The sequence below is a fragment of the uncultured Jannaschia sp. genome, assembly GCF_947494025.1.
Lineage (GTDB): Bacteria > Pseudomonadota > Alphaproteobacteria > Rhodobacterales > Rhodobacteraceae > Jannaschia.
Genome location: NZ_CANLTQ010000014.1, coordinates 1 through 24,369, shown reverse-complemented (window position 1 = coordinate 24,369; position 24,369 = coordinate 1). Strand labels below are relative to the sequence as shown.

Here is a 24,369-nt window from a genome sequence, read left to right as displayed (position 1 = left end):
TTGCTGAGGTAACGTCGCATGTCGCTTCCGCCCCCGGATCGGGGTGGGATCCGTGCCCGATTGCGGCGGGCGTCGGCGCCCGCCGTTTGAATCGCTGCCATTCCACAGGTGCGTCAGCGCCCATCCGCCCGACATTCGCAGTGAGATGAAAGGCGGAGCCGAAGAACGAGGGGGCGTTGGAATCGACCTGCGTCGTTTGAACGTCCCATCTGCACGGGGGCGCGGGGGCACGGAGGCAGGGGGACAGGGGAGCACGGAGGTAGGAGGGGGGCAGGGGCAGGGGGCTTTGCCCTCGTTCGCGGCCCGGAGCCGTTCTCTGAAAATCGCGGCTACGGATGGATCGACTGTCCGGCGCTCTGTCCGCCCGGCGGGTTCGGGCCGCGTCGTGGCCCATCAATCCTTCGGGTGCCCGGCGGGTGAAGCGTGACCTCCGCCAGCGACGGCATCGCCTTGCCGCGCGGGATGGCCCCGCCGGCGCGGAACCGATGGTCAGCTGCCGGCGGGGCGGCACGGCTCGGGGGCGGGGGTGTGGAGGCCGCAGACCCGCATCTGCTCGATCGCGTGGCGGCCGGAGTGCCCGGCGTGCTTGCCGGGGTGATCGCGCGGGTGCGCCCTGACGGCGACCGGCGGGTCGGAGGCGGGCCGCGCCGTGGTATCGGCGCGGCCCCGGTTCGGGCGGGACGCGATCAGGCGTTCCGGTTGCGGCCCCCGCGCAGAAGGCCCAGCCCGCCGAGCGCCGCGCCCAGCATCCAGACCGCGGCGGGCAGCGGAACGGGCGCGGGCATCGTCGCGGCGGACAGGGTCTCGAAGCGCAGGCCCTCGGCCGTGCCGTCCCCGAAGCCGAACCAGCCGGCGCTTCCCGCCTCGGGCAGGTCCAGATAATCCGTCATGCTCGCGTCGCCCTTGAGGGCGCGGTCCAGCCAGGCCGTCGAGAAGTGCTGCGCGACGTTGTTCATGAACACCGTGTCCCAGACCGCGTCGGTGTAGTGCTCGGAGACGTCGAAGCCGAGCCGCTCGTTGAAGTAGAAGCTCTCCTCCGGGGCGGGGATCGGCGCCGCGGTGTTGTGGCCCCCGCCCTCGAAGGTCAGCAGCGAGCGGTCCACGCCCGTCGCGCCCTCCCAGATCGCGCGGACGCCCTCCTCGTAGAGGGAGGTCGCATCCTCCGAGCCGGCGATGAACAGCATCGGGATGTCGATGCTCGCCAGGCCCTCCTCGTCCCAGAAGCCGGTGTTCATGCCCCAGGGCCCGATCGCCACGGCGGTCTTGATGCGGGGGTCGGGCCGCGCCTCCTGCGTGGGGCTGCCCTCCCGATTGACGTCGAGCGTGCCCTGCGGCGCCCCCGATTCCACGGCCGCGTCGGTGACGCCGCCCCCGGCAGTGATCACCGCGCCGTAGCCGCCCATCGAATAGCCGATCACCCCGGTCCGGTCGGCATCCACGAGCCCGGACAGGTACGACGTCCCGTCGTCGCCGAGCCGCGCCATCTCGTCCAGAACGAATTGCTGGTCGAGGGGCCGGTTCACGAGGGTGGAGCCGAACGCGGCCTGCGTGCGGTAGGTCGAGTCGGTATGGTCGATGGACGCGACCACGTATCCCTTGGAGGCGAGGTTCTCGCCCAGATGCGACATCAGGAACCGGTTGCCGGGATAGCCGTGGCTCAGGATCACGAGGGGGAAGGGATCCGCCGCCGACGCCGGGGCGGCATCGCGGATCGCGCGCCCGGTGAGGGTGACCTCCGTGGTCGCGTCGCGCAGATAGGTGTCGAAGGACGTCTCGCCGGTCGAGCCTTGCGCGGCGGGGTACCAGGTCTCCACGGTCAGCGGGCGGTCGTATCGCGGCAGCTCCGCCGGCCGTTCCCCCGCGGGATCGATGGCCAGGATGTCGAGCTGGTTCTCGTTCACGAGCTCGATCCGGCGAACGCCGACGGGCATCCCGCCATAGGCCGCGAGTTCGGGCGCGTCGGGCGATTGCCCGTCGATGCGGTTCTGCGCCGCGACGGGGGCCGCCGCGGTGGCGGCGACCATCGCGGTCGTGATCGTGAGGGCAAGTCGTTTCATTGGTGTTCTCCCGGTCTGTGTTCGCATGTCCTGTCCAAGTTTCGGAGATCACATCACTTCGACGCATTGTGCCAGCCCCGCGCGTCATTATTCGCATTTTCCGGATATTGTTTCCGGGTGGCCCACCCTGGGGCGTGTTGATTGCATTGCAATCACGGCCTAGATTGTCATGAGAATCGGAGGACGGCATGGCCAGCATCACGATCCGCAATCTCGACGACGCGCTCAAGCGGCGCCTGCGCATGCGCGCGGCCGAACACGGCCGATCCATGGAGGAGGAGGTGCGCGAGATCCTGCGCCGCTCGGTCGGCCGGTCGCCGTCGCGCGCGAATCTCGGCGAACGCATCCACCGACGCTTCGCCGCGATCGGCGGGGTGGAGTTGGAGTTGCCGCCGCGCGAGCCCATGCCCGAGCCGCCCCGCCTCGGCTGAGGCGGGGCCTTGATCCTGATCGACACCAACGTCGTCTCCGAGCTGATGCGGCCGGCGCCCGCCGGGGCGGTGGTCGCGTGGTTCGGACGGCAGGACGCGTCCGGGCTCTATCTCAGCGCGGTCAGCGAGGCCGAGCTGCGCCGCGGGGTCGCCATCCTGCCCGGCGGCCGCCGGCGCGCCGCGCTTCTCGCGGCGGTGGAGGCGATGGTGGCGGAGGATTTCGAGGACCGCGTGCTGCCCTTCGACAGTGCGGCGGCGGCGGCGTTCGCGGTCGTCTTCGCCGAGCGCCGCGGCGCCGGGCAGGCGATCTCGTTCCCGGATTGCCAGATCGCGGCGACGGCCCGGGCGCACGGCGCCGCGGTCGCGACGCGCGACGCGGGCGGGTTCGCGGGCTGCGGCATCGTCGTGATCGACCCCTGGAGCGACGGGTAGGGGCGCCCGCCCTCGCCGGCGGGGCTGGACGGAGGGACCGGTCCCGGTGTCGAACGACGCCCTCTGTGTCGGCCCGCGCACTGCGGGCGAGGGGCAACGTCGCGCCCGGTGCGGGGCCTCAGGCGGTCGGGCTCGACAGCTTCATCAGCACGATGCCCGCCACGATCAGGATCGCCGCGACGAGGCGCATCGGCGTCGCGGCCTCCCCGAGCGCGACGATTCCGAGGGCGAACGCGCCGACCGCGCCGATGCCGGTCCAGACGGTGTAGGCGGTTCCGAGCGGCAGCGACCGCATGGCGAACGACAGGAGCGCGAAGCTCGCCACCATCGCGACGATGGTGATCACGCTGGGCCCGAGCAGCGTGAACCCCGCCGACTTCTTCATGAAGAACGCCCAGACGATTTCCAGAACGCCGGCGAGAACGAGAACGAACCAGGCCAAGGGACCGCCTTTTGCAACGATGTCGGGTCGTCCCGAGGAAAGCGCGAACGGCGCGGGTCGTCCCGCGCGACGCCTCACCTAGCGCGGACGGCGCCGTCGCTCAACGTCTCGGCCGCGGTCGCCCGGGCCGGGATCGGGGCCAGCCGCGCCGCCGTTCAGGCGCGCAGCTCCGGACCGAAGCCCAGATCCTCCATCAGGGCGTTCCATTGCGCGTGCGGCAGCGTTCCGCCGGCGGCGCGGCGGTGGCCGTTGCCGTAGCGCGTCGGGTCCGCGCCGTCGGGGCGGTGGCGGGCGAGGACGTCGACGATGTCGGCCTCGCCCGACGCGCGGCCCGCGAAGGCGACCATGCCCTCCCGAAAGCCGAAATTCGCGGCGAACACGATCACGCCGGGCGCGTCCTTCGCCTTGAGCCGTCCCGTCCAGGACTGCGCCACCAGCGGGTGGATCTGGCACGGGCTGTGGAGCCGGATCACGGCGACCGCGCGGCCGTAGCGGCGTCCGAAGCGGGGCGGCTGGCGGCGGCCCTCGGCGGTGGCGGCCTTGACCTCCTCGCGCGCGGCGTCGCAGGCCGTGGTTTCGGAATGGCCGCCGCGCACGGCGTCCTTGGGGTCGCGCGCCTTCAGAAGCAGCGCGAGCGCCGCGTCCGCATCGCCCGAGGCGGACCGGCGCGGGGCGTTGACGAGGCTCACGGTCTCCCGCAGGAGACCCGCGCCATGACGTTTTTTGGCCGCCGCGATCAGCGGAAAGTCGGCCGTGTCGCCGTAATCGCCGACGAGGCCCACGGCGGCCAGCCAGTCGAGCGCGGCCACGTCGCCGAGCGCCCCGGCCGCGTGCCAGGCAAGCAGGCTCGTCGAGGGCGTGGGCGCGAGACCGTAGCCGGAGATCACCGTCGCGTCGTCCGGCACCCCCGTCGGGACGTGGTGGTCGATCACGGCCATCGGCGCGCCGGGCGCGGGGCGGCGCCCGGCAAGGCCCAGATCGGCCACCACCAGTGCCGGCGGATCGCGCTCGGCGAGTTCGGCCGCGAAGGCGTCGTCCCAGGCGTTCTCGCCGCGACCGACGAGGCGGATCTCGGGGCGGGCGCCGCGATGGGCGTCCCAGGCCCGCGCGAGCAGGGCGGCCGAGGACAGGCCGTCGGCATCGTCGTGCGAGGCGATCAGGGGCGTGGCGCCATCCGCGAAGGCGGCGAAACGGGCGCGGGCATCCCCGGCCCAGCTTCGGGGGTCGAGCGCGAGGGAAGGGGGCATCGCATCCATGCGGCCCGAACGCGCGGATGCGGGCCGCGGGTCCGCCCCGCGGCGAACGGTCCGCCCGGGGAACGGGCGCGCCCGCCCGGGGTTGGGACGCCATGACCGACGCACCCCGACATTCCGCCCCCGCCGAGCCCATGCGCCTGGGCTTTCCCGTCAAGGTCATGGCCCGGCCCGACCTGAAGTCGAACGACGCGCGGCGCTGGCAGAACGCGCCGCATCTCAAGGTCTCGCTCGAATATCTCGACGGCATCCTGGACCATTGCGCGGCGCGCGGCATCCGCATGTACCGCATGTCCTCGGACCTCGCGCCCTATGCGACCCATCCCGACATGCCGCAGTTCCATGACATGATCGCCGAGAGCGACGCGGAGCTGACGGCCATCGGCGCCAAGGCCCGCGCGCTGGACATCCGCCTGTCCTTCCATCCCTCGCAGTTCGTGCTGCTGAACGCCCCCGATCCGGAGATCGTCACCCGGAGCGTGCGCGACCTCGCCGCGCAGGCCGAGATGCTCGACCGCATGGGCCTCGGCCCCGAAGCGGTGCTGGTGACGCATGTGGGGGGCGTCTACGACGACCGCCCGGCGGCCCGGCGACGCTGGGTCGAGGCGTGGCATCGGCTGCCCGCCCATGTCCGGGCGCGTCTGGTGCTGGAGAACGACGACATCCGCTTCTCCGCCGCCGACACGCTGTGGATCCACGGCGAGACCGGCGTGCGGCTGATCTTCGACCACCAGCACCACTGGTGCATGAACCCCGAGGGGCTGGGCGTGGTCGAAGCCTTCGGCCGCGTGCTCGACACCTGGCCCGATGACGTTCGCCCGAAGATGCATTTCTCCAGCCCGCGCACCGAGATGCGGCAGATCACGCGCAAGGACCGCAAGACCGGCAAGCCCAGGACCGTGATGCAGCCGCCGATCTGGACGGGCCATGCGGATTTCGTCCAGCCCTTCGAGTTCGTCCGCTTCCTGCGCGATTGCGCGCCGCTCGTCGCCCGGCGCCCCTTCGACGTGATGCTGGAGGCCAAGATGAAGGATCTCGCGCTCGAACGGCTGCGCGCCGATCTCGTGCGCTACGTGCCCGATGTGGGGGCCGTGTTCGGCCTCGCCCCGGACGCCGTCGCGCCGGAACCCGACGCCGAATGCGCCGGCGCGGCGTGATCCCGGCCGTCCGGGACGGGGCCACGTCCGGAGCCGGGGCGCGCGGGCCTTCCCTCAGCTCTGGAAGATGCGCGTCATCTCGCTGTCGAACGCGGACCACGTCATGGTGGCGGCGTTGCCGGCATAGCCGTGGTAATGCGAGCGACCGGAGGCGTTCGGAAGCCCCGCCCAGATCCGCGCGAGGTTGTTCATGAGCTGGTGCCGCGTGATCTCGTCCGCGCGGAACGCGTCGAGCCCCGCATCCTGCAGCAGGATGTCGGCGAGGCGATCCTGCATCCGTGGCGAAAAGCGCTCGTCCGGTCCCGCATCGAGAATGGTGACGAGACGGGCCAGCGTCGAGGGGATGAACTGGTAGCGCCCGATCGCGTGCGGCTGCCCCGGCGTCGCGTCGATCCAGGCGAAGACCTCGCCCAGCGTCATTTCCGTGGGACGGCGCGCGGGCCTGACCCGGGCGCCGTATTGCACCGCGTCGTAGCCTTCGGGACCGGCTTCCGCACGGGCGATGAGGTGACGGATCATCTCCGCATGGCGGTCCCCGCCGAGGATCGGCCCGTAGGCGTGAACGTCGCCGGGGGAGGGGCGCGGCGCGAACAAGCCGCGGCGCGCCTGTCCGATGAAGAGGCTCTGCGCGTGGCCGCGCCGTTCTTCCGCTTCGGCGCTGTCGGGGATCTCGGCGCGGCTGCGGATCAGCGGTCGCGCCGTGTCGCCGAGGGACGTCTCCACGAAGAGCGGCGGTCGCGCGCCGTGCAGGCCCCCCTTGCCCAGCAGCGAGTAGCCCTGCGCCGCCGCGGCGCCGGCTTCGAGCGCGAAGAGCGCCGCAAGGAGGAGGACGTGGCCGATCGAATTCATGCGCCGCTCGTTCTGAGTGCCGGCGGCTTCGCCGAAAAACGTTGAGATTGCGTATCCGCGCCGATGTTTTCCGCGGGTCGGGGTCGGGGTCGGGGTCGGGGGCGGGGGCGGCGGCACGGCCGCCCGTCCGGCCGCGCCGGGACGCCGGTCGGCGGCAGGCCGCGCTTGGGGTTCCGAGCGCACTCGACCGGGCCGGATACGATGGGTTCGGGTGGCGGAGATCGCGATGCGGCCGGCGGAACCCCGAAAAGGGCCGGACGATCTACCCGTCGAGGCCTTCCTGCCTTCGATTGGCGATCGCGGCGATGATGCCTTCGGAGACGGCGATCGCCGAGGTGATCGAGTTCGGCAGGAGCCTCCGCGTGGCGTCGGCATAGAAGACGGCATCGGCATATTTCGTTAGCGGACTTGTCGGTCGGTCGGTGATGCAGAGGATCGTCGCTCCCTTTCTGCGCGCGGTTTGCGTGACCTCGATCGTGTCGGCCGCGTAGTTCGGCAGGGAGCAGGTGATGACGAGGTCGCGATCGGTGCAGTGCACGGCCCGGCGAATCGCGACGTTGCCGTTGCCCATCGGCCCGATATTGATCGCGTTGCCCCGGCAATAGGGCTCCAGCCCGTGGATCAGGACGCCGATCGCGTACTGGCTCAGCCCGGCTCCGAAGGCAAAGATGCGCTCCGCGTTCAGGATCATCTCCACCGCGCGGCCGCAGCTGGCCTCGTCCAGACGGTCGCGTGTCGTCTGCAGGTTGCGGATGTCCTGATCGAGCCCGTTGCGGACCACGTCGAAATGCGTGGCCTCCGCGTCGATCTCCCGGCTCAACCGCTCCACGTGGAAGCGGGCGGCGCGCATCGCCTCGAGTTGGGACTCGCGAAAGTCGGAGAAGCACGGAAATCCGATCGCGCGGGCGAACCGCGTCGCCGTGGCGGTCGAAACCTCGCAACGGGTCGCAAGCTCGATATTGTTCAGGGGGGCCGCTTCGGTCGGGTTCTCGAGGATGAAGTCCGCGATGCGGCGGTGCCCCGGGCTGAGCTTTTCGTAAGCCCGCGAGACGCGCTGCGCGATGTCGGTTTGAAAAACGTTGTTCATCGTGCCCGTGCCTCTTGACCCAGTGTGGGTTTCATGGGTTGCATGAGGTTGCAACAAACGTTTCACATTCCGCATGCTCCGCTGACGAACAATAGCAAAGACAGGGACAGAATGACTTATCGTAACCTGAAAGCGGGGACGGCGATGCTGCTCGCTCTCGCTGCGTCTCCCGCCGCCGCGCAGGAACTGACGATCGCGCTCGCCTCGGAGCCGACCGCCGTCGACCCGCATTATCATGACCTTACATCCAACAACGCCGTGGCGGAGCATATCTATTCGGCCCTGGGCCGGGCCGACGCGCAGCAGAATATCCAGCCCGGGCTCGCGACGTCATGGGAGGCCGAGGACGACAACACCTGGGTGTTCCAGCTGCGCGACGACGTGGTCTTCTCCGACGGGTCGGAGTTCAACGCCGATGACGTGATCTTCACCTATTGCCGGACGATGAACAACGAGACGTCGGTCGGGACGGTCGGCGAGTCGGTCGTCACGAACTTCGCGTCGGTCGAGACGCCCGACCCCCACACGCTCAGGATCACGACCAAGGAGATCGAGCCGCTGATGCCCGAGCTTCTGGCGCAGATCATGATCCTGAGCGAGGGCATCGTCGAGCACGACGAAATCACCTTCGATCTCGAGAATGATTGCGGCGTCACCGGCGAATGGCCCGGCGTCGATGCCTTCAATACCGGTGAGGCGGCGATCGGCACGGGTCCCTTCGTGCTCGAGGAGTTCACCCTGGGGTCCGGCATCACGCTTGGCCGGAACGAGAATTACTTCGGCGAGGCGCCCGTCTGGGAACGGGTGCGGATGGTGCCCGTCCCCGCGTCCGGTCCGCGGCTCGCAGGGCTTCTCTCCGGCGATTACGATCTGATCGAGAACCCCGCCGCGCGGGACATCACGCAGATCGAGGCGCAAGAAGGGCTCGATTATGTTTCGGTCCCGTCCAACCGCATCATCTTCCTGCAGATGGATATCGGGCGCGACGACAGCCCCTTCATCCGCACCGGGGACGGCTCGAACCCCTTCCAGGACGAGCGCGTGCGACGGGCGGTGTCGATGGCCATCGACCGGCAGGCGATCGTCGACCGGATCATGGACGGCTTCGCCACGCCGGCCTACCAGTTCATCCCCGACAACATGTTCGGCGCGATCCCGGATCCCGAGCCGCTGGAATACGACCCGGAGCGGGCCACGGAATTGCTGGCGGAAGCGGGCTATCCAGACGGTTTCGGCCTGACCCTGCACGCCACCAACGACCGCTACATCAACGACAGCCAGGTGGCGCAGGTGGTGGCGCAGTTCCTTACGCGGATCGGCATCCAGACGGAACTCGACGCGATGACGCGCTCGATCTTCTTCTCGCGGCGCAGTGACAAGGAATTCAGCTTCGCGATGGGCGGCTGGGGCTCGAGCGAGGGCGGCGCGGCCTCCTTCCTGCGCCAGTACGTGACGACCGATAACGAGGATCTGGGCGTCGGCGCGTCGAATTACGGCGCCTGGTCGGACCCCGAGTTCGACGCGATCCTGCTCGAGGCCATCAGCACCGTCGACGAGGAGAAACGCGCGGCGCTTTTGCAGCGGGCCGAACAGATGGCGGTGGACAAGCTCGGCTTCATCCCGCTGCACTTCGAGAGCTCGATCTGGGCCTTCCGCGACGGGTTGAGCTATCCCGGCCGGGCCGACCAGTACACGCTGGCCCACGAAGTGACGCAAACGGCGGAATGATTGCCGGCGGCATCTGACATGCGATCTTCGGCGCGCTGGCGCCGGAGCCTTTCCGAAACCGGGAACGGCTGACATGGCTCTTTTCGTCCTGCAACGCCTGTTGCAGAGCATCGCGGTTCTCTTCGCCGTCTCGATCGCGATCTTTCTCGCGGTCTATTCCGTCGGCAACCCGGCCGACCTGCTCGTCCCGCCCGACGCGACGCAGGCCGAGCGGGCGGCGATGATCGCGCGCCTCGGCCTGGATCGGCCGGTCTGGGCCCAATATCTGACCTTTCTCGGCAATGCGCTGCAGGGGGATCTCGGAACCTCCTTCGTCCACGGTCGCCCGGCGCTGAGCCTCATCCTGTCCCGGATGCCGGCGACGTTCGAACTCGTCTTCTGGGCCCTCGCGATCGCCAGCGCGATCGGTATTCCGATCGGCCTCTGGATCGGCCTGAACGACGGGACCCGCACGGCACGGGCCGCCATGACGGGTTCGATCCTGGGCTATTCGATCCCGAGCTTCTGGAAGGGCATGGTCCTGATCCTGATCTTCGCCGTCTGGCTGCAATGGCTGCCGGCCGCGGGGCGGGGCGAGACCGTGTCCCTCCTCGGCATCCCCCTCAGCTTCCTGACGCTCGACGGACTGCGCCACATGACGTTGCCCGTCGTCAATCTCGCCATTCCCAACATCGCGCTGATGATCCGCCTGACGGCCGCCGGCGCGGCGGAGGCGGTCCATCAGGATTACGTCCGTTTCGCGCGGGCGAAGGGGGTGCGGCCGAAACGCATCGTGCGCCGGCACGTCCTGCGCAACATCCTGATCCCGATCGTTACCGTTCTGGGCGTCGAGTTCGGGTCGCTGATCGCCTTCTCCACGATCACGGAAACCGTGTTCGCCTGGCCCGGCATGGGGCGCCTCCTGATCACGTCGATCTACCAGCTCGATCGGCCCGTCGTGGTCGCCTACGTGATGCTCGTCACGTTCATCTTCGTCGCCGTGAACCTGCTCGTCGATTTTACCTATGCCGCGCTCGATCCACGCGTGAAGCTGGTGGAGAACATGGGATGACCGACACGACCGGAGCCACGGACGGGCCGGCAACCCGGCCGCCGCTCACCGACACGCCACAGCGCCGCGCCATGCTGCGGAAGCTCCGGCGCCGGCCGAGCGTCAGGGGCGCGCTGCTCACCCTTGCGGCGATCGTGCTCGCGGGCCTGCTCCTGCCGTTCCTGGCGCCGCAGGATCCCTACGACCTCAACGCGTTCAGCGTGATGGACAATCTTCTCCCGCCCGGCGGGGAGAGCTTCGAGGGTCAGGTCTTCCTTCTGGGCACTGACAGTCAGGGCCGCGACATGTTGTCGGCGATTCTCTACGGCCTGCGCGTCAGCCTTCTGGTCGGCCTCATCTCCACGTCGATCGCCATGATCATCGGCATCTGCGTCGGGTTGGTCGCCGCGGTGATGGGCGGCCGGATCGAGACGCTTCTCATGCGGTTCGTGGACTTCGTTCTCGGGTTTCCGTCGATCCTCGTCGCGCTTGTGCTGCTGGCGATGATCGGGCGGGGCGTGGACAAGGTGATCATCGCCATCGTCATCGTGCAATGGGCGAACTATGCCCGCATCATGCGCTCTGCGGCCCTGTCCGAGCGGCGCAAGGAATACGTCGAGGCGGCCGAGAACCTCGGCTATTCCCGGCTCCGCGTGATGTTCCGGCACATCATGCCGAACAGCCTCAACGCGGTGCTCGTCGTCGCGACGGTGCAGATCGCCTCGGCGATCACGCTCGAGGCGACGCTGTCCTTTCTGGGCGTCGGCGTCCCGGTCACGGAGCCCTCGCTCGGCCTGCTGGTGGCGAGCGGTTTCAATTACCTTCTGAGCGGCGATTACTGGATCAGCTTCTATCCGGGCATCGCGCTCCTCGTCCTGATCTCCTCGCTCAACCTCGTAGGCGACCGTCTCAGGACGGCGCTCGACCCCAGGCGCTCATGACCGACAATTCCCCTGTTCTCGACATGCGCGGATTGCGAACGGTGTTCCATGACGCCGCCGGCGCCTGGCCGGCGGTCGACGGGATCGACCTGACGGTCCATCGCGGTGAGGTTCTGGGCCTCGTCGGCGAGTCGGGCTCGGGCAAGTCCGTCGCCGGCTTCTCGATCCTGGGCCTTATCGACCCGCCCGGCGAGATCACCGACGGGCAGGTGACGTTCCGCGGGCAGGACCTGCGCCGCCTCGACGAGGAAGGGTTGCGGCGTCTGCGCGGCGCGGAGCTCGCGATGATCTTCCAGGATCCGCTCACGACCCTGAACCCGGTCCTCACCATCGGTGAGCAGATGGTCGAAGCCATCACCGAACACGCCGATGTCGCGCCGGCCGAGGCGCGGCGCCGCGCCGCCGAAAGCCTCGAGAAGGTGGGCATCACCTCGCCCCGGGCGCGTCTCGATCAATATCCGCACGAGTTCTCGGGCGGGATGCGCCAGCGCGTCGCGATCGCGACGGCGCTGCTGAACAATCCGGCGCTCATCATCGCCGACGAGCCGACGACCGCGCTCGACGTCACCATTCAGGGACAGATCATCGCCGAGATGCAGCGCCTCCAGGCCGAGAGCGGTGCGGCGCTGATCTGGATCAGCCACGACCTCGGGGTGGTGGCCGAGCTCGCCGACCGGATCGCCGTCATGTATGCCGGCCGGATCGTCGAGACCGGCTCGACCGACGAGGTTCTCGATCGTCCCCGCCATCCCTACACCAAGGGTCTTCTTGAATCCGTTCCCGGCGATGCCCCGCCGGGGCAGGGGCTGCGGCAGGTGCCGGGTGCCGCGCCGCCGCTTTCCGCCCGTCCGGTCGGCTGTCCGTTCCACCCGCGCTGCGACCGTGCCACGGAAATCTGCCGGCGCGAGGAGCCGGCGCGGGATGCCGATCCCTCCGGCCGAAGCTGGCTCTGCCACCACCCGCTCGACGATGGAGCCGCCGCATGACCGCCCGCGTGTCGCCACCGCACGCGACCGCCGACCGGTCCGCGCCCATTCTGGAGATGCGCGGACTCGGCCGCGATTTCACGCGCAAGCCGGTCATGGCGGAACGCGTGCTGTCGCTCATGGGCCGGGCGCCGGATATTCCGGTGCTGAAGGCCGTGCGGTCCGTCGACCTTTCCATCCGGCGCGGCGAGGTTCTGGGCCTTGTCGGCGAGTCCGGCTGCGGCAAGTCCACACTCGGGCGCATGATCACCGGAATCACCCCGCCGACGCGGGGCGAAGTCGCCTATGACGGCAGGCCCGTTTCGGAGCTCGACCGCGCGGCGCGGAAAGCGTTCATCCTGGGCGTCCAGATGATCTTTCAGGATCCCTATGCCTCGCTCAACCCGCGTCAGCGCGTGGGCGCCATCCTGACCGAGCCACTCCGCGTTCACCGCCGCGACCTGGGCGCCGCGGAGATCCGCGAAAGGGTCGATTCGGCGCTCGCCGAAGTCGGTCTCGACGCCAGTTACCGGGACCGTTATCCGCACGAGTTCTCGGGCGGGCAGCGCCAACGCATCGGCATCGCCCGCGCGCTGATCGTCGAGCCGCAATTCCTCGTCTGCGACGAGCCGATCGCCGCGCTCGACGTCTCCATCCAGGCGCAGGTCATCAATCTTTTCCTCGACCTGCGGTCGCGGCGGCAGCTCACATACCTCTTCATCAGCCACGATCTTTCCGTGGTCCGCTACATGGCCGACCGCGTCGCGATCATGTATCTGGGAGAAATCGTGGAGCTGGCGCCCGCGGCCGAACTCTTCGCCGCGCCGGCGCATCCCTATACGCGGACCCTGCTCGAGCAGATCCCGTCGGTCCGCAATCGCAAGCGCAAGTTCGAGGCGGTGAAGGGCGAATTGCCGTCCCCCCTCGCGCCGCCCCCGGGCTGCCCCTTCCATCCGCGCTGCCCGAACGCGATGCCCCGCTGTTCGCTCGAAGCCCCGAGGCTGCGAGAGATCGCGCCCGGCCGCACCGCCGCCTGCCATCTTCACGACAAGGATCGAAATCCGCATGACACTAGCCACACTTCTTGAGCGCGAGGGAACGAGCGCGATCCCCTTCGATTTCGATGGACAGCCGGGGCGGAGCATCCTGCTCAACTGCTATCGCGCAGCAGGCTATCGCCCGGGGGGCGACGTGGTTCTCGTGCAGCATGGCATGAAGCGGAACGGTGACGATTACCGCGACTTCTGGATCGATGCCGCCGACCGGCACGATCTGCTGATCGTGGCGCCGACCTTTTCGGACGACCTCTTTCCGGAGGCGGAACGCTACAACAACGGCATGGTGCGGGATGACGACGGCGCTATCACCCGCCGCGAGAGCTGGATCTACCACGTCCCCGCCCGCGTCGTCGATGCCATGACCGAGGCCGGACTGATGGCCGAGGGCAAGGCACGCATCTTCGGCCACTCGGCCGGGGGCCAGTTCCTGCACCGCATGGTCTCCCTGGTTGGCTATGGCCCCTTCGATTCGGTGATCGCGGCGAATGCGGGTTGGTATTCCCTGCCGACACTCGACGTGGAGTTCCCTGCGGGCCTCGGCGGGATCGGTCTTGGCGAGGACGATCTGCGTCGGCTCCTCGCCTCCGATCTATGGATTCTCGCGGGCCAGAAGGATTGCGAGGCAGGCGCCGAGAACCTTCCCTCCCAGCCCGAAGCGCGGGCGCAGGGGCCGGGCCGGTTGCACCGCGCGCGCAACTATCTGGAGACGGGCCGCGCCGCGGCCGAGGCGCTCGGCATTTCCTTCGGCTGGCGCCTCACGGAGGTGCCGGGCGTCGACCATGACGGAAACGCCATGGGCCGCGCCGCCGCCGGCCTGTGGTTCACGGGCGGGTTGCCATCGGCCGAGACGCTTGGCGCCGGCACCGGTGCCGTCAATGCCTGAACAGAAGGAAGACGGGCCGCGCGAGGCGGCGACATGATCCGGACGCGGGACGCGAAGAGGAACGACAGCATGAGAACGACGTACGAGATTGGCGAGATACTTTCTTCGGCGGCGTTTTCCTCGGCCGCAAATGATCTGCGTGAGAACCACGACCGGTTCGTCGAGGATATCGTTCGGATCGCCGAGATCCCGGCGCCCCCGTTCGAGGAGGACGAGCGCGCCGCGGCCTACGAGGGGATGTTTCGCGAACACGGACTGGAAGAGGTGGGGCGCGACGCCATCGGCAACGTCACCGGGATCCGGCGGGGCCGTGCCAATGGACGCGCTGTCGTTCTGGCGGCGCATCTCGACACCGTCTTTCCCAAAGGCACCGACTGCACCGTCCGGCGGGAGGGAACGAAGCTCTTCGCTCCGGGTATCGGCGATGACAGCCGAGGCCTCGCGGCGCTTCTGGCATTCGTCCGCGCGCTTGACGCGGGCGGAGTCGAGACCGAGGCCGACCTCCTGTTCGTCGGCGACGTGGGCGAGGAGGGGAAGGGCGACCTGCGCGGCGTGCGGCACTTGTTTACGGAAGGTCAGTACCGGGACCGGATCGATGCCTTCTTCACGATCGACGGACTTCAGGTCGAGGAGGTTACCACGATCGCCGTGGGGTCCCACCGGTACAGGGTGGCGTTTCGCGGCCCAGGGGGCCATTCGTTCAGCGCGTTCGGGATCGTGAACCCCGCGCATGCGCTCGGCGACGTTCTCGCGGGCATGGCGAAGCTCGAAGTCCCGGACAAGCCACGCACGACCTACTGCGCCTCCGTTTTCGGCGGCGGCACGTCGATCAATGCCATTCCGGAAGAGGTTTGGGTGGAGATCGACCTGCGGTCGGAGAGCCAGGAAGAACTCGACCGGCTGGATGGCGCCCTGCATGCGCTCGTGGAGGCCGCCGTCACGACCGAGAACGCGCGCCGCAAGACCGAGGTCGGCGCGATCACAGCGGATCTACAGCGGATCGGCCAGCGCCCCGCGGGCAAGACGGACCACCAGTCGCCCATCGTACAGGCGACGTTTGCCGCGCTGGCCGCCTTCGGCTTCGAGGCGCGTGAACGCGCAGGCTCGACGGACGCGAATATCCCGATAAGCCTCGGCATCCCCGCCATCTGTCTGGGATCCGGCGGGACAGGGGGCCGCGCGCACTCGCTCGAGGAATGGATCGATGTGGAGCCCGAGCTATCCGCCAGAGGGCTCTCAGCCGGCTTGGCTGCGATCCTCGGCACCGCGGGCCTGCGCAGCGATCAATCTTGAGACGAGAGGCGAATGGCAGCGAGGAACAGGTCGCTGCACCTGTTCCAACGGATCGCGATATTGCGCCGATCCTTCGGGCGAGCGCATCAGGCCGTTCAAGTTCATAACGATCGCCGTCGTCAGTTCCCTCGCGGGAAGGACGTGCAGACAGGCTCCGTGATCGCCGACGGGGCTTGCCACCCCGGGGCTTCGCCCGTTCAGGACTGAATTGATCCACGGGATCAATTCCGGGACGCCCTTCACCCCCGCTGCCATGCCGCCATCATCGACCGGCGAGCCGGACCAATCATTCCGATCCGGAAAAACGGACACCATTGGAAGGAAGACTGCCCGACAGCGAAGCTCGGATCGCGACGTTGCGCGCCACGAAACACCACGGCCGCGCGGTCCGGAAGCGCTTGACCGGATACCGCGCCAGAAGCCGTGTCGAGGCGAAGACGCGACGCCTCGGGGCACTCCGCGAGCGCATCGCCGCAAGAGTATGGCTTCCTTGTCTCGAAATTGGGGCGGAAATTCGATTGTCAGCCTCCCCTCAAACAACGACGACGAAGGCTCGAACTTCTCGATCAGGTTTTCATCGCGCGCAGGATGTCCGCCGCCGCCCCGGCCAGATCGTGCTCCGTGTCGACCCGAATGAAGCGGCCTGTTCCGAGCTCCGCTATCTGCTGAATGAACCGTTCATTGCGGTCAAGCCGCTCCTGAATGCGCCCGGACAGCTCGTCTCCGAACGCAACATCGCGTCGGTCCCGCGACTTCTCGCCACTGAGTGCCCTGTCTCTGAGCCGATCGGAGATTGTTTCGGGCGCTGCAACGACATGCACCAGAACCCGGCGGGCCAGCAGACGGCGGAGGAAGTCCAGGTCTTCCGGTCGGCCCTGCGACAGCAGGCTCTGCACCTGCGGTCTGAACTTCCGGAAAAGACCGGTCTCGTCCAGTAGAAAGGCTCCGCTCATCTGCCTGATCAGGGCGTCCTCTTTGAGATAGTTGAGCTGCCGGGCGGCATTCGTGAACCCGGTCTCGAGGTCTTGCCAGTTCAATTCGAGCGAGTTTCCGGTCACATCGTGCAAAGCCTGCGCGGCAACGCGCAGGTCGCCCGCGGAGATCGCTTGACCACGCATGGAAGCCCCGGCCTCGAGCCTCATCTTCCGCAGATTGCCCTGTTTCGCCACCATCGAGATGAGGAACGATTTTCCAACCGCCGGCGGTCCGATGAATTCCACGATCAGGTTGTCGCTGCGCTTTCCGTGCCAAACGGGAAGCCGTCTCCCGTCTGAGCGCGACGTGCCGCGGGCGGGGGCGTCAGTCGCGCGGAGCCATCGAAGGAGCTTTCGCATTGTCATCCACGATGTAGGTCGCGCGACCGAAGTCGGGCGACGCGATGGTGGTCAATCTTCGATCCGCGTGCGAGGTGCGTCACGTCTCTTAGCGCATCCACGATGGCGCGGATCCGGGCCCGCGCATCCTGCCCCGTTTTGGCCATGTCCTCGTAGCGAGCCGCGTAAGCTGTCCCACGGCGGCGGATTTGGTCCGCGGCACGAATCCGCCCGGGACTTGCGAGCACGGAAGCGAGGTTGGCGCTGACCGCGGTGGAGCGCGCGACCCGACCTGATGTTTTCGATGTCACAGCTGTCCTGCGTCATGCGCCTGAACGGGACTGCGGAGCCGCCCCTGCATTGTCTCGCGGTAGCCGGCGATTTTTTCGACGATCTCCGCGCGCCGGGATTGGACCGAACGGATCAGGCCGGCATCGAGTTTGCACAGATCAGGGAGCTCCAGCGGCAGGCCCGCATCCCGCACCACCGCCTCCAGCTTGGGACGACCCGCAAGCGGAAGAACGGGAACCCCGGCGAACGAAGCCAGAATAAAGCCATGCAGCCGATTGGTGATCACCATCGAGCTCGCTTTCATCTCGGCCACCGTCTCCTGCCAGGTTAGCGGCGCAAGCAACGGGACATCGGCGGCCTTGGCGACCGGCCCCAGGACCGGGACATCCTCGGGAGCACACGTGGTGAGCAGCGCCATCGGTCCGGTTTGTCCCCGCAGCGCCTGCAGCGTCTCCGACAGCACCTGCGGCTTCTGACCGGTCAAAACGAGGAGGATCCGCGCCGGATCCCGCTCAGATATTGGCGCGATCCGTTCAGCCGCTTCCGCGAGCGAGAACACGCAATCGGCGCCGAGGACCGTTTCCAGGCCGAGTTCCGACAGCGCGCTTGCCGAGCCGCTGTCTCTTGCGATGAGCGGCGACCGGATCCGTGCCAGATCCTCCCTGAGGCCTGCCCGGCTGTTCACCTTCCATAAGGAGGGAGAAACGGAGAACGGATAGCTGAAGACGCGATCTGTATGGGCACGGATGGCCCGAAGTGTGGCGAACATGGAAACGCCGGTCGTGACCCCCGTCCATTGTGCGCCTCCGGCGAGATAGACAGCGTCATACGTCGAGAACCGCGCTGCCTTGGGGGTTGACTTCACGGCAAGCGACCGGATGCGCCGTGCCTGATAGCGCTGCCGGAGCCGAAAAAGCCGCAGGAGGCGAGAGGTCGCCGCTGCCGGCTTCCGGGCTCCGGCGAAGGTGACCCCCGCATGTTCAAAGAATGGGGCCTCGCGCATGAAGGCCGCCATCCGCGCCTGATCGACCGGCAGAAAACCATGCGAATAGACATGGACAGGTTGGTCGGGAAAGGCGGTCCCGATGTCCAGCAGCATCGCGTGAAGGATCGCGAAATCGCCGATATTGCCCTTGAGGTTGGCAAAGACGATGGCAATCGGACGGGTCATCTCAGGGCTTTTCCGTAGGGCCGGCGAGGCCAGTGGACTTCATGCCGCCGGGCCTGTTGGCGGGGACTCCCGTGTTGCGTGGCGCCGTCGGAGATGTCAACTTTCGCCCACGGGAGTGTCTGGAGGATCACGCGCCTGATCGTTTTCGACGACGGGGCGCGCGGCGGTGTCGATCACACGGAGCTCCTCGCGCCGTCCCACCCGCAGGATCGGGGAAGCCTGGGCACGGGACATCAACGCTGACCTCGGGCGCGCCGACATGGCGGAGCGGGCGCGCGAGCAGAAAAGGGAAAGGGAACGGCCGGCCGAGCAGATCTATGAGCTTGGCCGGAGTCGGCAGAGAGAGTTCGCTATGAATCCTTCTTCGAATATTCTCCTGATTATGGTTTCGCGACCGCAGAAACTTCCATGTCTCACCGACGTGCCGCTTTGGCTGCTCACTTGCGTGGTCTCGCCGCGCCCTTACGTGAACCGACTTGGATCGAAGCAAGACTGTCTTTATCGCTCATGACGGAAATAGTGATTCATGCTATATATAACCTTCTGCAAGGTAAGGTTTCTTGGCGTTAAAATTCCGTGCCGTGCTGGCCTATATATGCAATGTAACACTCGAAATTGTGGACCGATCGAAGGGATCGCAGAATGGCGAATTTGATCCGAGATATTGTTCGCCATCCCGGAAATGCGATTAATCAGCTATATGCAAGTCCATGGGCTCCATGGGGCCCGGAGCTCCTTCAACCGGAAGCATTCGAGGGAAAGCGAGTGATCGTTGTTGGGCCGGCCGAAACCGTACTCGACGATCTGAAGAACACGATAGTCGATAACTATGATGTCGTGGTCAGGTTGAACAATGGGATAGCCCTTAAAAACGCGTCCCCGGATATTCTAGGTCAAAGAACAGATCTATTGGTTCACAACCTGCGAGAGTATGGCGACAGAAGCGCCGGCGCTATTCCGACGTCGTTCTTACTCGAGAATCAGGTCGGAGGAATCGTCTATCCTCATTGGCATAAATCCAGATTGAGAAAACTTTTCAGAGAAAAGCGCAAAGCATTGAAGGAAGAGGGCGGGCCACCGTTAACACTGATACCGCCATGGATGATGCGTAAGATGCGCGCAGAGATTGGTGACCGGCCACCTACAGTCGGCACCTGCGCCTTGCTGTTCTTTCTCGATAGTCCAGCGATCGAGCTTGCCATTCATGGCTTTACCTTCTTCGAGACGGTTTATGCGCCCGGATACAACGATACTGTCAAGACAGCGGATGACGCACGCGCATGGGTGGACGCGCGAGGCGCCCACGAGCCGAAATTGGAAAAAACGGCAATTCTCCGAAGACTGGAGACCACTATGGTAAAGTCTGTCACGATGGGATGTAATGTGAAGCGCCATTTATACGCTGACCGATAGCAGTAAGCCAAGTCGTGGAAAAAGGACAGCCCCGGAGCCGGTGCGCGGAACGAGGCCCTATGCGCCATCAAGCGCCTCGGCCGGACGATCTGGCGCCGCTGGAGCGGGGACCATCGCCGCAGTCGCGCCGAGACCAGAATGAACTGCATGAAGCCCCTAGCCAGGAGCTCGCCGCCCGAGACTTCGACCGCCAGACCGCCGAACCCGCATCGCCATCTTCAACCGCTACACCACCCTCGGCATCCCCGTCACGCAGCCCGTCGGATGACCCCCACGGGGAAAGGGGGAGCCTGGCCTTCAACCCCTTTGTGCAACGAGTCCTGCGCCAGGCCCTACGCGACGCTCCTCTCTTCTCGTGTAAATTTCTGCAGAAGATGCATCACCTCTGCCGCCTCGACCGACGGACTATAAAGATAGCCCTGAACTTCGGTGCAGCCTTCGGCTCGGATGGCTTCGAGTTGCGTGAGCGTCTCGACGCCTTCCGCCGTCGTCGACATATGAAGACTGGAGCCGAGACCGGAGATAGCTCGGATGATCGCAAGTGCGTCAGGACTATCAGGAAGGTCACTGATGAAGGAGCGGTCGATCTTGATCTTGTCGAATGGGAATTTCCGCAGATAGCTCAACGAAGAGTAGCCCGTTCCGAAATCGTCCATGGATATCCTCACGCCGAGATCGCGCAATTGGATCAGAACCTCGAGCGTCGCGTCCGTCTGGTTCAGCAGGACGGTCTCGGTGATCTCCAGTTCCAGGCGGCGTGGGCCAAGTCCGGATTCGATCAGCGCGGCCTCCACCTCGCTCACGAGGGCGGGGTTCTTGAACTGCACCGGTGAGAGGTTGACCGCTACGCGGATATCCGAGGGCCAGGTTGCCGCGTCTCGGCAGGCCTGTCTGAGTACCCAGGCACCGATCTTGTGGATAAGGCCGATATCCTCAGCAAGGGCTATGAACTGATCCGGCGGCACGAGGCCCCGCTCGGAATGACGCCACCTGAGCAGCGCCTCGAAGCAGGCGACTTGATCGGTCGCGACGTTGATGATCGGCTGGTACGTGACGTAGAACTCGTCCTTCGCCAGAGCCGCACGCAGGTCCAGTTCGAGGGCCCGCCGGGCCTGCAACTTGGCATCCATTTCGGGCTGGTAAAAGCTATGGACGCCTCGACCGTCCGATTTGGCCCGGTAGAGCGCCAAGTCGGCCGCCTTGACAAGCACATGGGGATCATTTCCGTCCGTCGGCGCGAGGGCGATACCGACGCTGGCACCCACGACGACCTGATGGCCATCGATTTCAAAGGGCGCACTAAGGGTCTCGATGACCCTGTCCGCGAGAGCCGAGGGCGTTTCGACTGCACCATGCGCAAGAATTGCGAACTCGTCCCCACCCAGGCGAGCAATCACGTCTGTTTCGCGCACGCAGGACCGCAGGCGATCCGCGACCTGCTGGAGAAGGCGGTCTCCGATCGGGTGGCCCAGCGTATCGTTCACCGACTTGAAGTGATCGAGGTCGAGGCAGAAGACCGCGAGTTCGCCACCGCGCCGTACGAAGGCTAGGGCGCGGTCGAGTTCCTTGCGGAATGTGGTGCGGTTTGGTAGTCCAGTAAGCTCGTCATGATGCGCAAGGTACTCCATCCGCGCCTCGGCACGGCGGCGTTCGGTGGTGTCCTCGAACGTGATGACGCAGCCACCGTTCTCCAGCGGCACCTGAGAAACAGCCACACTTCGCTCACCCTGAATCTGATCAGAGAAGAAGTGCGGCTTTCTGCTCTCCATCTCGACGGTGAGGTCGTCGGCAAGGTCCGATGAAAGCCGGCTTGTATAATTGCCGGCCCTTTGCATCCTGCGGATGACCTCTTCGATTTCCATTCCAGGCTTGATCGCGTCCAGGGTCAGCCCGTGCATCTCCAGGAACCGGCGGTTGTGGACGATCAGCTGATGCTCATTGTCGAACATGCATAGACCTTGCGACATGTTGTCGAGCGCGGCGTCGAGCCGCTCGCGGCGCTTATTGATCTCGGCTTCCGATTTCTCGATCAGTTCACGTCGGGCTGCGGAGAGTTGATCCATGAGCGCCGCGAAGCTGCGGCCCAGCAGCCCGATTTCGTCGTTGCGGGCTTGCACGCTGGAGGACAGCAGCTGCGAGCCAGCCATGTCCCATTCTCGGGAGTGATTGGTATTCCGGGTGATCCGCGACATCGTCGACGACATGGCGACAAGAGGACCCGTCATCGATCGCGACCCGAACCAGCCCAGCGGTACCAGCGCGATTGCCAGAAGGCTCGCAGTGATTATCAGGTCGCGCTTGAGAGTCTTCGCTCCAGAGAGAGCGACCCGCTCGGCGACGGCAGAATGGAAGCTGAGATCAAGATGTCCGAACGGGCTCTTCGCAGGTAGTCTCATTGACATGATCAGGTAATGTTGCTCGCTGACGACACCCAGAGGGGTGGTGCGCTCCATCGCCTCCCGAACCTTCGCAACCTCGGGATCGGCAGCGGAAACTTCCGTTTCGTAGATGACGCGGCTTCCGCCGTCGGTCGTCAAAGTCAGTAGCCGATCCTTGCTCTGCGTGTTCCCGTCGATGGACAGCGAGGCGAGGCGTTTCTGGAACTTGTCCCACGCGACGACTCCGGCGAGGGCTCCGATAACCGTGTCAGAATCGTATGCCGCGCGGATCGGGACGCTCATCAAAACCGAGTTGCCCGCAATCTCGTAAGCTTCGCCGAACTTGCTTACCGCAGCCTCCCCGGAGAGTGTGGCTTGGAATTGTTCGGTCTGCGCCAGGAGGTCGGCAGACGTCTGAATACCGTCAGACGCCAGGATGTTGCCGAACTCGTCCGCTACGATAAGGGCGCCGAACTCTCTGTAGCGTTTCCGGAGTGTCGAGAGCGATGCAGCAATTTCTCCCGCGTCGTCGGCAATCAGTACGTCCTGCATGACGCCAGCTTCGCTGATCGTGGTGAGATCATCGAGACGAAGAGAAAATTCTCGTTCGATCTGCTGGAGATCGGTGCTCAGCGAGCGTTCGAGCCTGTTCTCCACCTCGGTACGGAGCGCGCGTTCACTGAACTCGGTAGCGACCAGCGTTCCCAACCCGAGTGGCAGCAACGCGCTGAAAAACAGCGCAGCTGCCGCCTTAAGACGAAGTCCCATAATTTATTGCCTTAGCCAGTCAATTTCTGCAAACGTGCTCAGATGTCGCTCCAGGCCACGACGATCCAGTCGCCGACGTCACGGATAGCGACTTCGATCGGGCCATTTGGGCCGGCGATTTCTCCGAAACCACCGCTGTTTACAGCCTTGAAATATTCGATATCGAAGAGCTGCAATTCAGAGAAGTAATCGTCTAGATTCTCGAAATTTTCTTCAAGTTCGATCGCAATTTCTCGGGTGCTGTCATAGATCACATGACCGGACTCAGTCATGAGCATGATGTTGGCACCTGTCGCTCTGGATTGGTGCTCAAGCGGAAGGGTGTATGCAGTAAGGGAATGCTCGTAGTGAAGAATCGACTTCTTTTCGCCGTCGAGGATCACCGGTGTAACATACGCGACCACCCACTTTTCGGCGTCTGGTGACATATAGATGGGGGAAATGTGGACCTTGCGATGGGGAGTGCTAAACCCTGGTTCGAAAAAGGGTGCGTCTGCTTCATCGATGGCGAGATCATGCGCGATCTCCTTGCCTACGATACGGGAAATCTCTTTTCCTTCTGGATCGATAAGGCACATTTCCTCGACGTGGAATCGTTCCTGCACGGCGAGCGAGACGTTGTCGATCCGTCCCTTCACTTCCTCTCGTCCCTCATGGTCGTGAGTGTGGAAGTAAGCGCCGAACGTCTTGTCTTGCGCGGCTGTGACAAGGGCCTTTGAAGCATTGTAATGCAGACGCTCTATCGCAGCCGCGGCTTTGGCGGCTGTTGACTCCAAATCCACCGAGGCTTCTGCCGAGGCCGTTCCGCACAATGTAACGATGGCGGAGAGACTCAGGACTACATGCTTCAACCCACGACGCTGGTGCATCTCGGAATACCTTCTCTGTTGAGCTTTCACGAGCCCCGTATCGACGGCAAACCTTGCGGACCGATTGCCATCCTCGGTCAATGCGGAGGTTGAGCGGCGGAAATGATGCCAATTTGGAGTCAATACGACGTACGTCGCGAAGGCCGTAGGTTAGGAATGAAGCTGAAACCTGCAGCTTTGATTTTATCACTGTGACCGACCTTGTTGCCCAGAGCGTGCCCGGGGTTCGCTTTGCGGGGGCCTTGTTGCGCAAAGCCTGCCCCGGGATTCACATTGCGGGTCGGCATTGTTGCGTAAGTCACGCCTGAGGCGTGACTTTCCCTTTCCCCGCCGATGTCATGCCACGCGAAGGATCTCGGCGGTGCCGAGGGCCGAGATGCGGTTTATGAGTGCGACGCGGATGTGGATTTCGGAGGTCTGGCGGTCGGGGTCCCGTGCGGCGATGCGCTCGCCGAATGCCTTGAGGCATCGCATCTTCGCCTTGATGCGGCTTCGGGCGTGGTATCCGGTCCAGTGCTTCCAGAACGTCCGGCCGTAGTGTCTTGTGGCGCGCAGCGTCT

Annotated in this window: 20 protein-coding genes and 3 pseudogenes; 13 read left to right on the top strand and 10 right to left on the bottom strand. The window is 65.8% G+C overall.

Annotation, left to right across the window (positions count from 1 at the left end):
* Window positions 1–686: 686 nt before the first annotated feature.
* Window positions 687–2,057, bottom strand: coding sequence for a dienelactone hydrolase (locus tag Q1B08_RS14445; RefSeq protein ID WP_299820242.1), 1,371 nt, complete (start codon window positions 2,055–2,057; stop codon window positions 687–689).
* Window positions 2,058–2,245: 188 nt separating this feature from the next.
* On the opposite strand from Q1B08_RS14445, the gene Q1B08_RS14440 reads away from it, so the two are divergent.
* Together Q1B08_RS14440 and Q1B08_RS14435 are read left to right on the top strand one after the other, a co-directional pair.
* Window positions 2,246–2,488, top strand: a complete 243-nt coding sequence (locus Q1B08_RS14440) for a plasmid stabilization protein (protein ID WP_299820239.1) — start codon at window positions 2,246–2,248, stop codon at window positions 2,486–2,488.
* 9 nt (window positions 2,489–2,497) lie between these two features.
* Entirely contained in the window at window positions 2,498–2,920 is a 423-nt protein-coding gene (locus Q1B08_RS14435; RefSeq protein WP_299820236.1) for a type II toxin-antitoxin system VapC family toxin, read from the top strand.
* A 118-nt stretch (window positions 2,921–3,038) separates the two neighbouring features.
* Here the strand turns inward: Q1B08_RS14435 and sugE are convergent, their stop codons facing one another.
* Together sugE and Q1B08_RS14425 are read right to left on the bottom strand one after the other, a co-directional pair.
* Window positions 3,039–3,362, bottom strand: a complete 324-nt coding sequence (gene sugE, locus Q1B08_RS14430) for a quaternary ammonium compound efflux SMR transporter SugE (RefSeq protein ID WP_299820233.1) — start codon at window positions 3,360–3,362, stop codon at window positions 3,039–3,041.
* Window positions 3,363–3,517: 155 nt separating this feature from the next.
* The gene (locus Q1B08_RS14425) at window positions 3,518–4,609 is read right to left on the bottom strand and encodes a hypothetical protein (protein WP_299820230.1); all 1,092 of its coding nucleotides are present in this window, start codon (window positions 4,607–4,609) and stop codon (window positions 3,518–3,520) included.
* 101 nt (window positions 4,610–4,710) lie between these two features.
* Between Q1B08_RS14425 and uvsE the strand changes: the two genes are divergently transcribed.
* Window positions 4,711–5,772 carry a UV DNA damage repair endonuclease UvsE gene (gene uvsE, locus Q1B08_RS14420; protein ID WP_299820227.1) on the top strand — a complete coding sequence of 354 codons (1,062 nt, stop codon included), beginning with the start codon at window positions 4,711–4,713 and terminating at the stop codon, window positions 5,770–5,772.
* 54 nt (window positions 5,773–5,826) lie between these two features.
* On the opposite strand, the gene Q1B08_RS14415 is transcribed toward uvsE, so the two are convergent.
* Window positions 5,827–6,621 (bottom strand): hypothetical protein, encoded by a 795-nt coding sequence (locus Q1B08_RS14415; RefSeq protein ID WP_299820224.1) that lies wholly within the window; start codon window positions 6,619–6,621, stop codon window positions 5,827–5,829.
* 262 nt (window positions 6,622–6,883) lie between these two features.
* Entirely contained in the window at window positions 6,884–7,708 is an 825-nt protein-coding gene (locus Q1B08_RS14410) for a MurR/RpiR family transcriptional regulator (protein WP_299820221.1), read from the bottom strand.
* A 111-nt stretch (window positions 7,709–7,819) separates the two neighbouring features.
* On the opposite strand from Q1B08_RS14410, the gene Q1B08_RS14405 reads away from it, so the two are divergent.
* The 8 genes and pseudogenes from Q1B08_RS14405 to Q1B08_RS14370 all read left to right on the top strand — a co-directional run.
* Window positions 7,820–9,436, top strand: coding sequence for an ABC transporter substrate-binding protein (locus Q1B08_RS14405; RefSeq protein ID WP_299820218.1), 1,617 nt, complete (start codon window positions 7,820–7,822; stop codon window positions 9,434–9,436).
* A 73-nt stretch (window positions 9,437–9,509) separates the two neighbouring features.
* Window positions 9,510–10,487: an ABC transporter permease gene (locus Q1B08_RS14400; protein WP_299820215.1), complete on the top strand. Its 978-nt coding sequence runs from the start codon at window positions 9,510–9,512 to the stop codon at window positions 10,485–10,487.
* Window positions 10,484–11,407: an ABC transporter permease gene (locus Q1B08_RS14395; RefSeq protein WP_299820213.1), complete on the top strand. Its 924-nt coding sequence runs from the start codon at window positions 10,484–10,486 to the stop codon at window positions 11,405–11,407. The genes Q1B08_RS14400 and Q1B08_RS14395 overlap by 4 nt, the downstream gene beginning before the upstream one ends.
* On the top strand, window positions 11,404–12,393 hold the full coding sequence (locus Q1B08_RS14390; protein WP_299820211.1) for an ABC transporter ATP-binding protein: 990 nt from the start codon (window positions 11,404–11,406) through the stop codon (window positions 12,391–12,393). Before Q1B08_RS14395 ends, Q1B08_RS14390 begins: the two co-directional genes overlap by 4 nt.
* Entirely contained in the window at window positions 12,390–13,460 is a 1,071-nt protein-coding gene (locus Q1B08_RS14385; protein ID WP_299820208.1) for an oligopeptide/dipeptide ABC transporter ATP-binding protein, read from the top strand. Before Q1B08_RS14390 ends, Q1B08_RS14385 begins: the two co-directional genes overlap by 4 nt.
* Window positions 13,438–14,313: a hypothetical protein gene (locus tag Q1B08_RS14380; RefSeq protein WP_299820205.1), complete on the top strand. Its 876-nt coding sequence runs from the start codon at window positions 13,438–13,440 to the stop codon at window positions 14,311–14,313. The genes Q1B08_RS14385 and Q1B08_RS14380 overlap by 23 nt, the downstream gene beginning before the upstream one ends.
* Before the next feature lie 69 nt (window positions 14,314–14,382).
* Window positions 14,383–15,606, top strand: a complete 1,224-nt coding sequence (locus tag Q1B08_RS14375) for a M20/M25/M40 family metallo-hydrolase (protein WP_299820202.1) — start codon at window positions 14,383–14,385, stop codon at window positions 15,604–15,606.
* Window positions 15,607–15,852: 246 nt separating this feature from the next.
* A pseudogene (locus tag Q1B08_RS14370) lies at window positions 15,853–16,085 on the top strand (IS5/IS1182 family transposase); the annotation flags it as partial.
* 87 nt (window positions 16,086–16,172) lie between these two features.
* Here Q1B08_RS14370 and Q1B08_RS14365 read toward each other — a convergent pair.
* Complete coding sequence (locus Q1B08_RS14365) at window positions 16,173–16,826, bottom strand: hypothetical protein (protein ID WP_299820200.1); 654 nt, start codon at window positions 16,824–16,826, stop codon at window positions 16,173–16,175.
* 400 nt (window positions 16,827–17,226) lie between these two features.
* Window positions 17,227–18,381: a polysaccharide pyruvyl transferase family protein gene (locus Q1B08_RS14360; RefSeq protein ID WP_299820197.1), complete on the bottom strand. Its 1,155-nt coding sequence runs from the start codon at window positions 18,379–18,381 to the stop codon at window positions 17,227–17,229.
* Between the two features lie 642 nt (window positions 18,382–19,023).
* Here Q1B08_RS14360 and Q1B08_RS14355 point away from each other — a divergent pair.
* Entirely contained in the window at window positions 19,024–19,794 is a 771-nt protein-coding gene (locus tag Q1B08_RS14355; RefSeq protein ID WP_299820195.1) for a hypothetical protein, read from the top strand.
* Window positions 19,795–20,062: pseudogene (locus tag Q1B08_RS14350) on the top strand (IS5/IS1182 family transposase); the annotation flags it as partial.
* A 64-nt stretch (window positions 20,063–20,126) separates the two neighbouring features.
* On the opposite strand, the gene Q1B08_RS14345 reads toward Q1B08_RS14350, so the two are convergent.
* The 3 genes and pseudogenes from Q1B08_RS14345 to Q1B08_RS14335 form a co-directional block, all read right to left on the bottom strand.
* The gene (locus tag Q1B08_RS14345; RefSeq protein WP_299820193.1) at window positions 20,127–22,940 is read right to left on the bottom strand and encodes an EAL domain-containing protein; all 2,814 of its coding nucleotides are present in this window, start codon (window positions 22,938–22,940) and stop codon (window positions 20,127–20,129) included.
* Between the two features lie 38 nt (window positions 22,941–22,978).
* The gene (locus Q1B08_RS14340) at window positions 22,979–23,809 is read right to left on the bottom strand and encodes a PDC sensor domain-containing protein (protein ID WP_299820191.1); all 831 of its coding nucleotides are present in this window, start codon (window positions 23,807–23,809) and stop codon (window positions 22,979–22,981) included.
* 336 nt (window positions 23,810–24,145) lie between these two features.
* A pseudogene (locus tag Q1B08_RS14335) lies at window positions 24,146–24,369 on the bottom strand (IS5/IS1182 family transposase); the annotation flags it as partial.

Coding starts and splice junctions, on each gene's coding strand:
- Q1B08_RS14360 (WP_299820197.1), bottom strand. CDS start 18,381: ATGACCCGTCCGATTGCCATCGTCTTTGCCAACCTCAAGGGCAATATC.
- uvsE (WP_299820227.1), top strand. CDS start 4,711: ATGACCGACGCACCCCGACATTCCGCCCCCGCCGAGCCCATGCGCCTG.
- Q1B08_RS14395 (WP_299820213.1), top strand. CDS start 10,484: ATGACCGACACGACCGGAGCCACGGACGGGCCGGCAACCCGGCCGCCG.
- Q1B08_RS14355 (WP_299820195.1), top strand. CDS start 19,024: ATGGCGAATTTGATCCGAGATATTGTTCGCCATCCCGGAAATGCGATT.
- Q1B08_RS14400 (WP_299820215.1), top strand. CDS start 9,510: ATGGCTCTTTTCGTCCTGCAACGCCTGTTGCAGAGCATCGCGGTTCTC.
- Q1B08_RS14440 (WP_299820239.1), top strand. CDS start 2,246: ATGGCCAGCATCACGATCCGCAATCTCGACGACGCGCTCAAGCGGCGC.
- Q1B08_RS14415 (WP_299820224.1), bottom strand. CDS start 6,621: ATGAATTCGATCGGCCACGTCCTCCTCCTTGCGGCGCTCTTCGCGCTC.
- Q1B08_RS14380 (WP_299820205.1), top strand. CDS start 13,438: ATGACACTAGCCACACTTCTTGAGCGCGAGGGAACGAGCGCGATCCCC.
- Q1B08_RS14390 (WP_299820211.1), top strand. CDS start 11,404: ATGACCGACAATTCCCCTGTTCTCGACATGCGCGGATTGCGAACGGTG.
- Q1B08_RS14425 (WP_299820230.1), bottom strand. CDS start 4,609: ATGCCCCCTTCCCTCGCGCTCGACCCCCGAAGCTGGGCCGGGGATGCC.
- Q1B08_RS14385 (WP_299820208.1), top strand. CDS start 12,390: ATGACCGCCCGCGTGTCGCCACCGCACGCGACCGCCGACCGGTCCGCG.
- Q1B08_RS14375 (WP_299820202.1), top strand. CDS start 14,383: ATGAGAACGACGTACGAGATTGGCGAGATACTTTCTTCGGCGGCGTTT.
- Q1B08_RS14405 (WP_299820218.1), top strand. CDS start 7,820: ATGACTTATCGTAACCTGAAAGCGGGGACGGCGATGCTGCTCGCTCTC.
- Q1B08_RS14340 (WP_299820191.1), bottom strand. CDS start 23,809: ATGCACCAGCGTCGTGGGTTGAAGCATGTAGTCCTGAGTCTCTCCGCC.
- Q1B08_RS14410 (WP_299820221.1), bottom strand. CDS start 7,708: ATGAACAACGTTTTTCAAACCGACATCGCGCAGCGCGTCTCGCGGGCT.
- Q1B08_RS14445 (WP_299820242.1), bottom strand. CDS start 2,057: ATGAAACGACTTGCCCTCACGATCACGACCGCGATGGTCGCCGCCACC.
- Q1B08_RS14345 (WP_299820193.1), bottom strand. CDS start 22,940: ATGGGACTTCGTCTTAAGGCGGCAGCTGCGCTGTTTTTCAGCGCGTTG.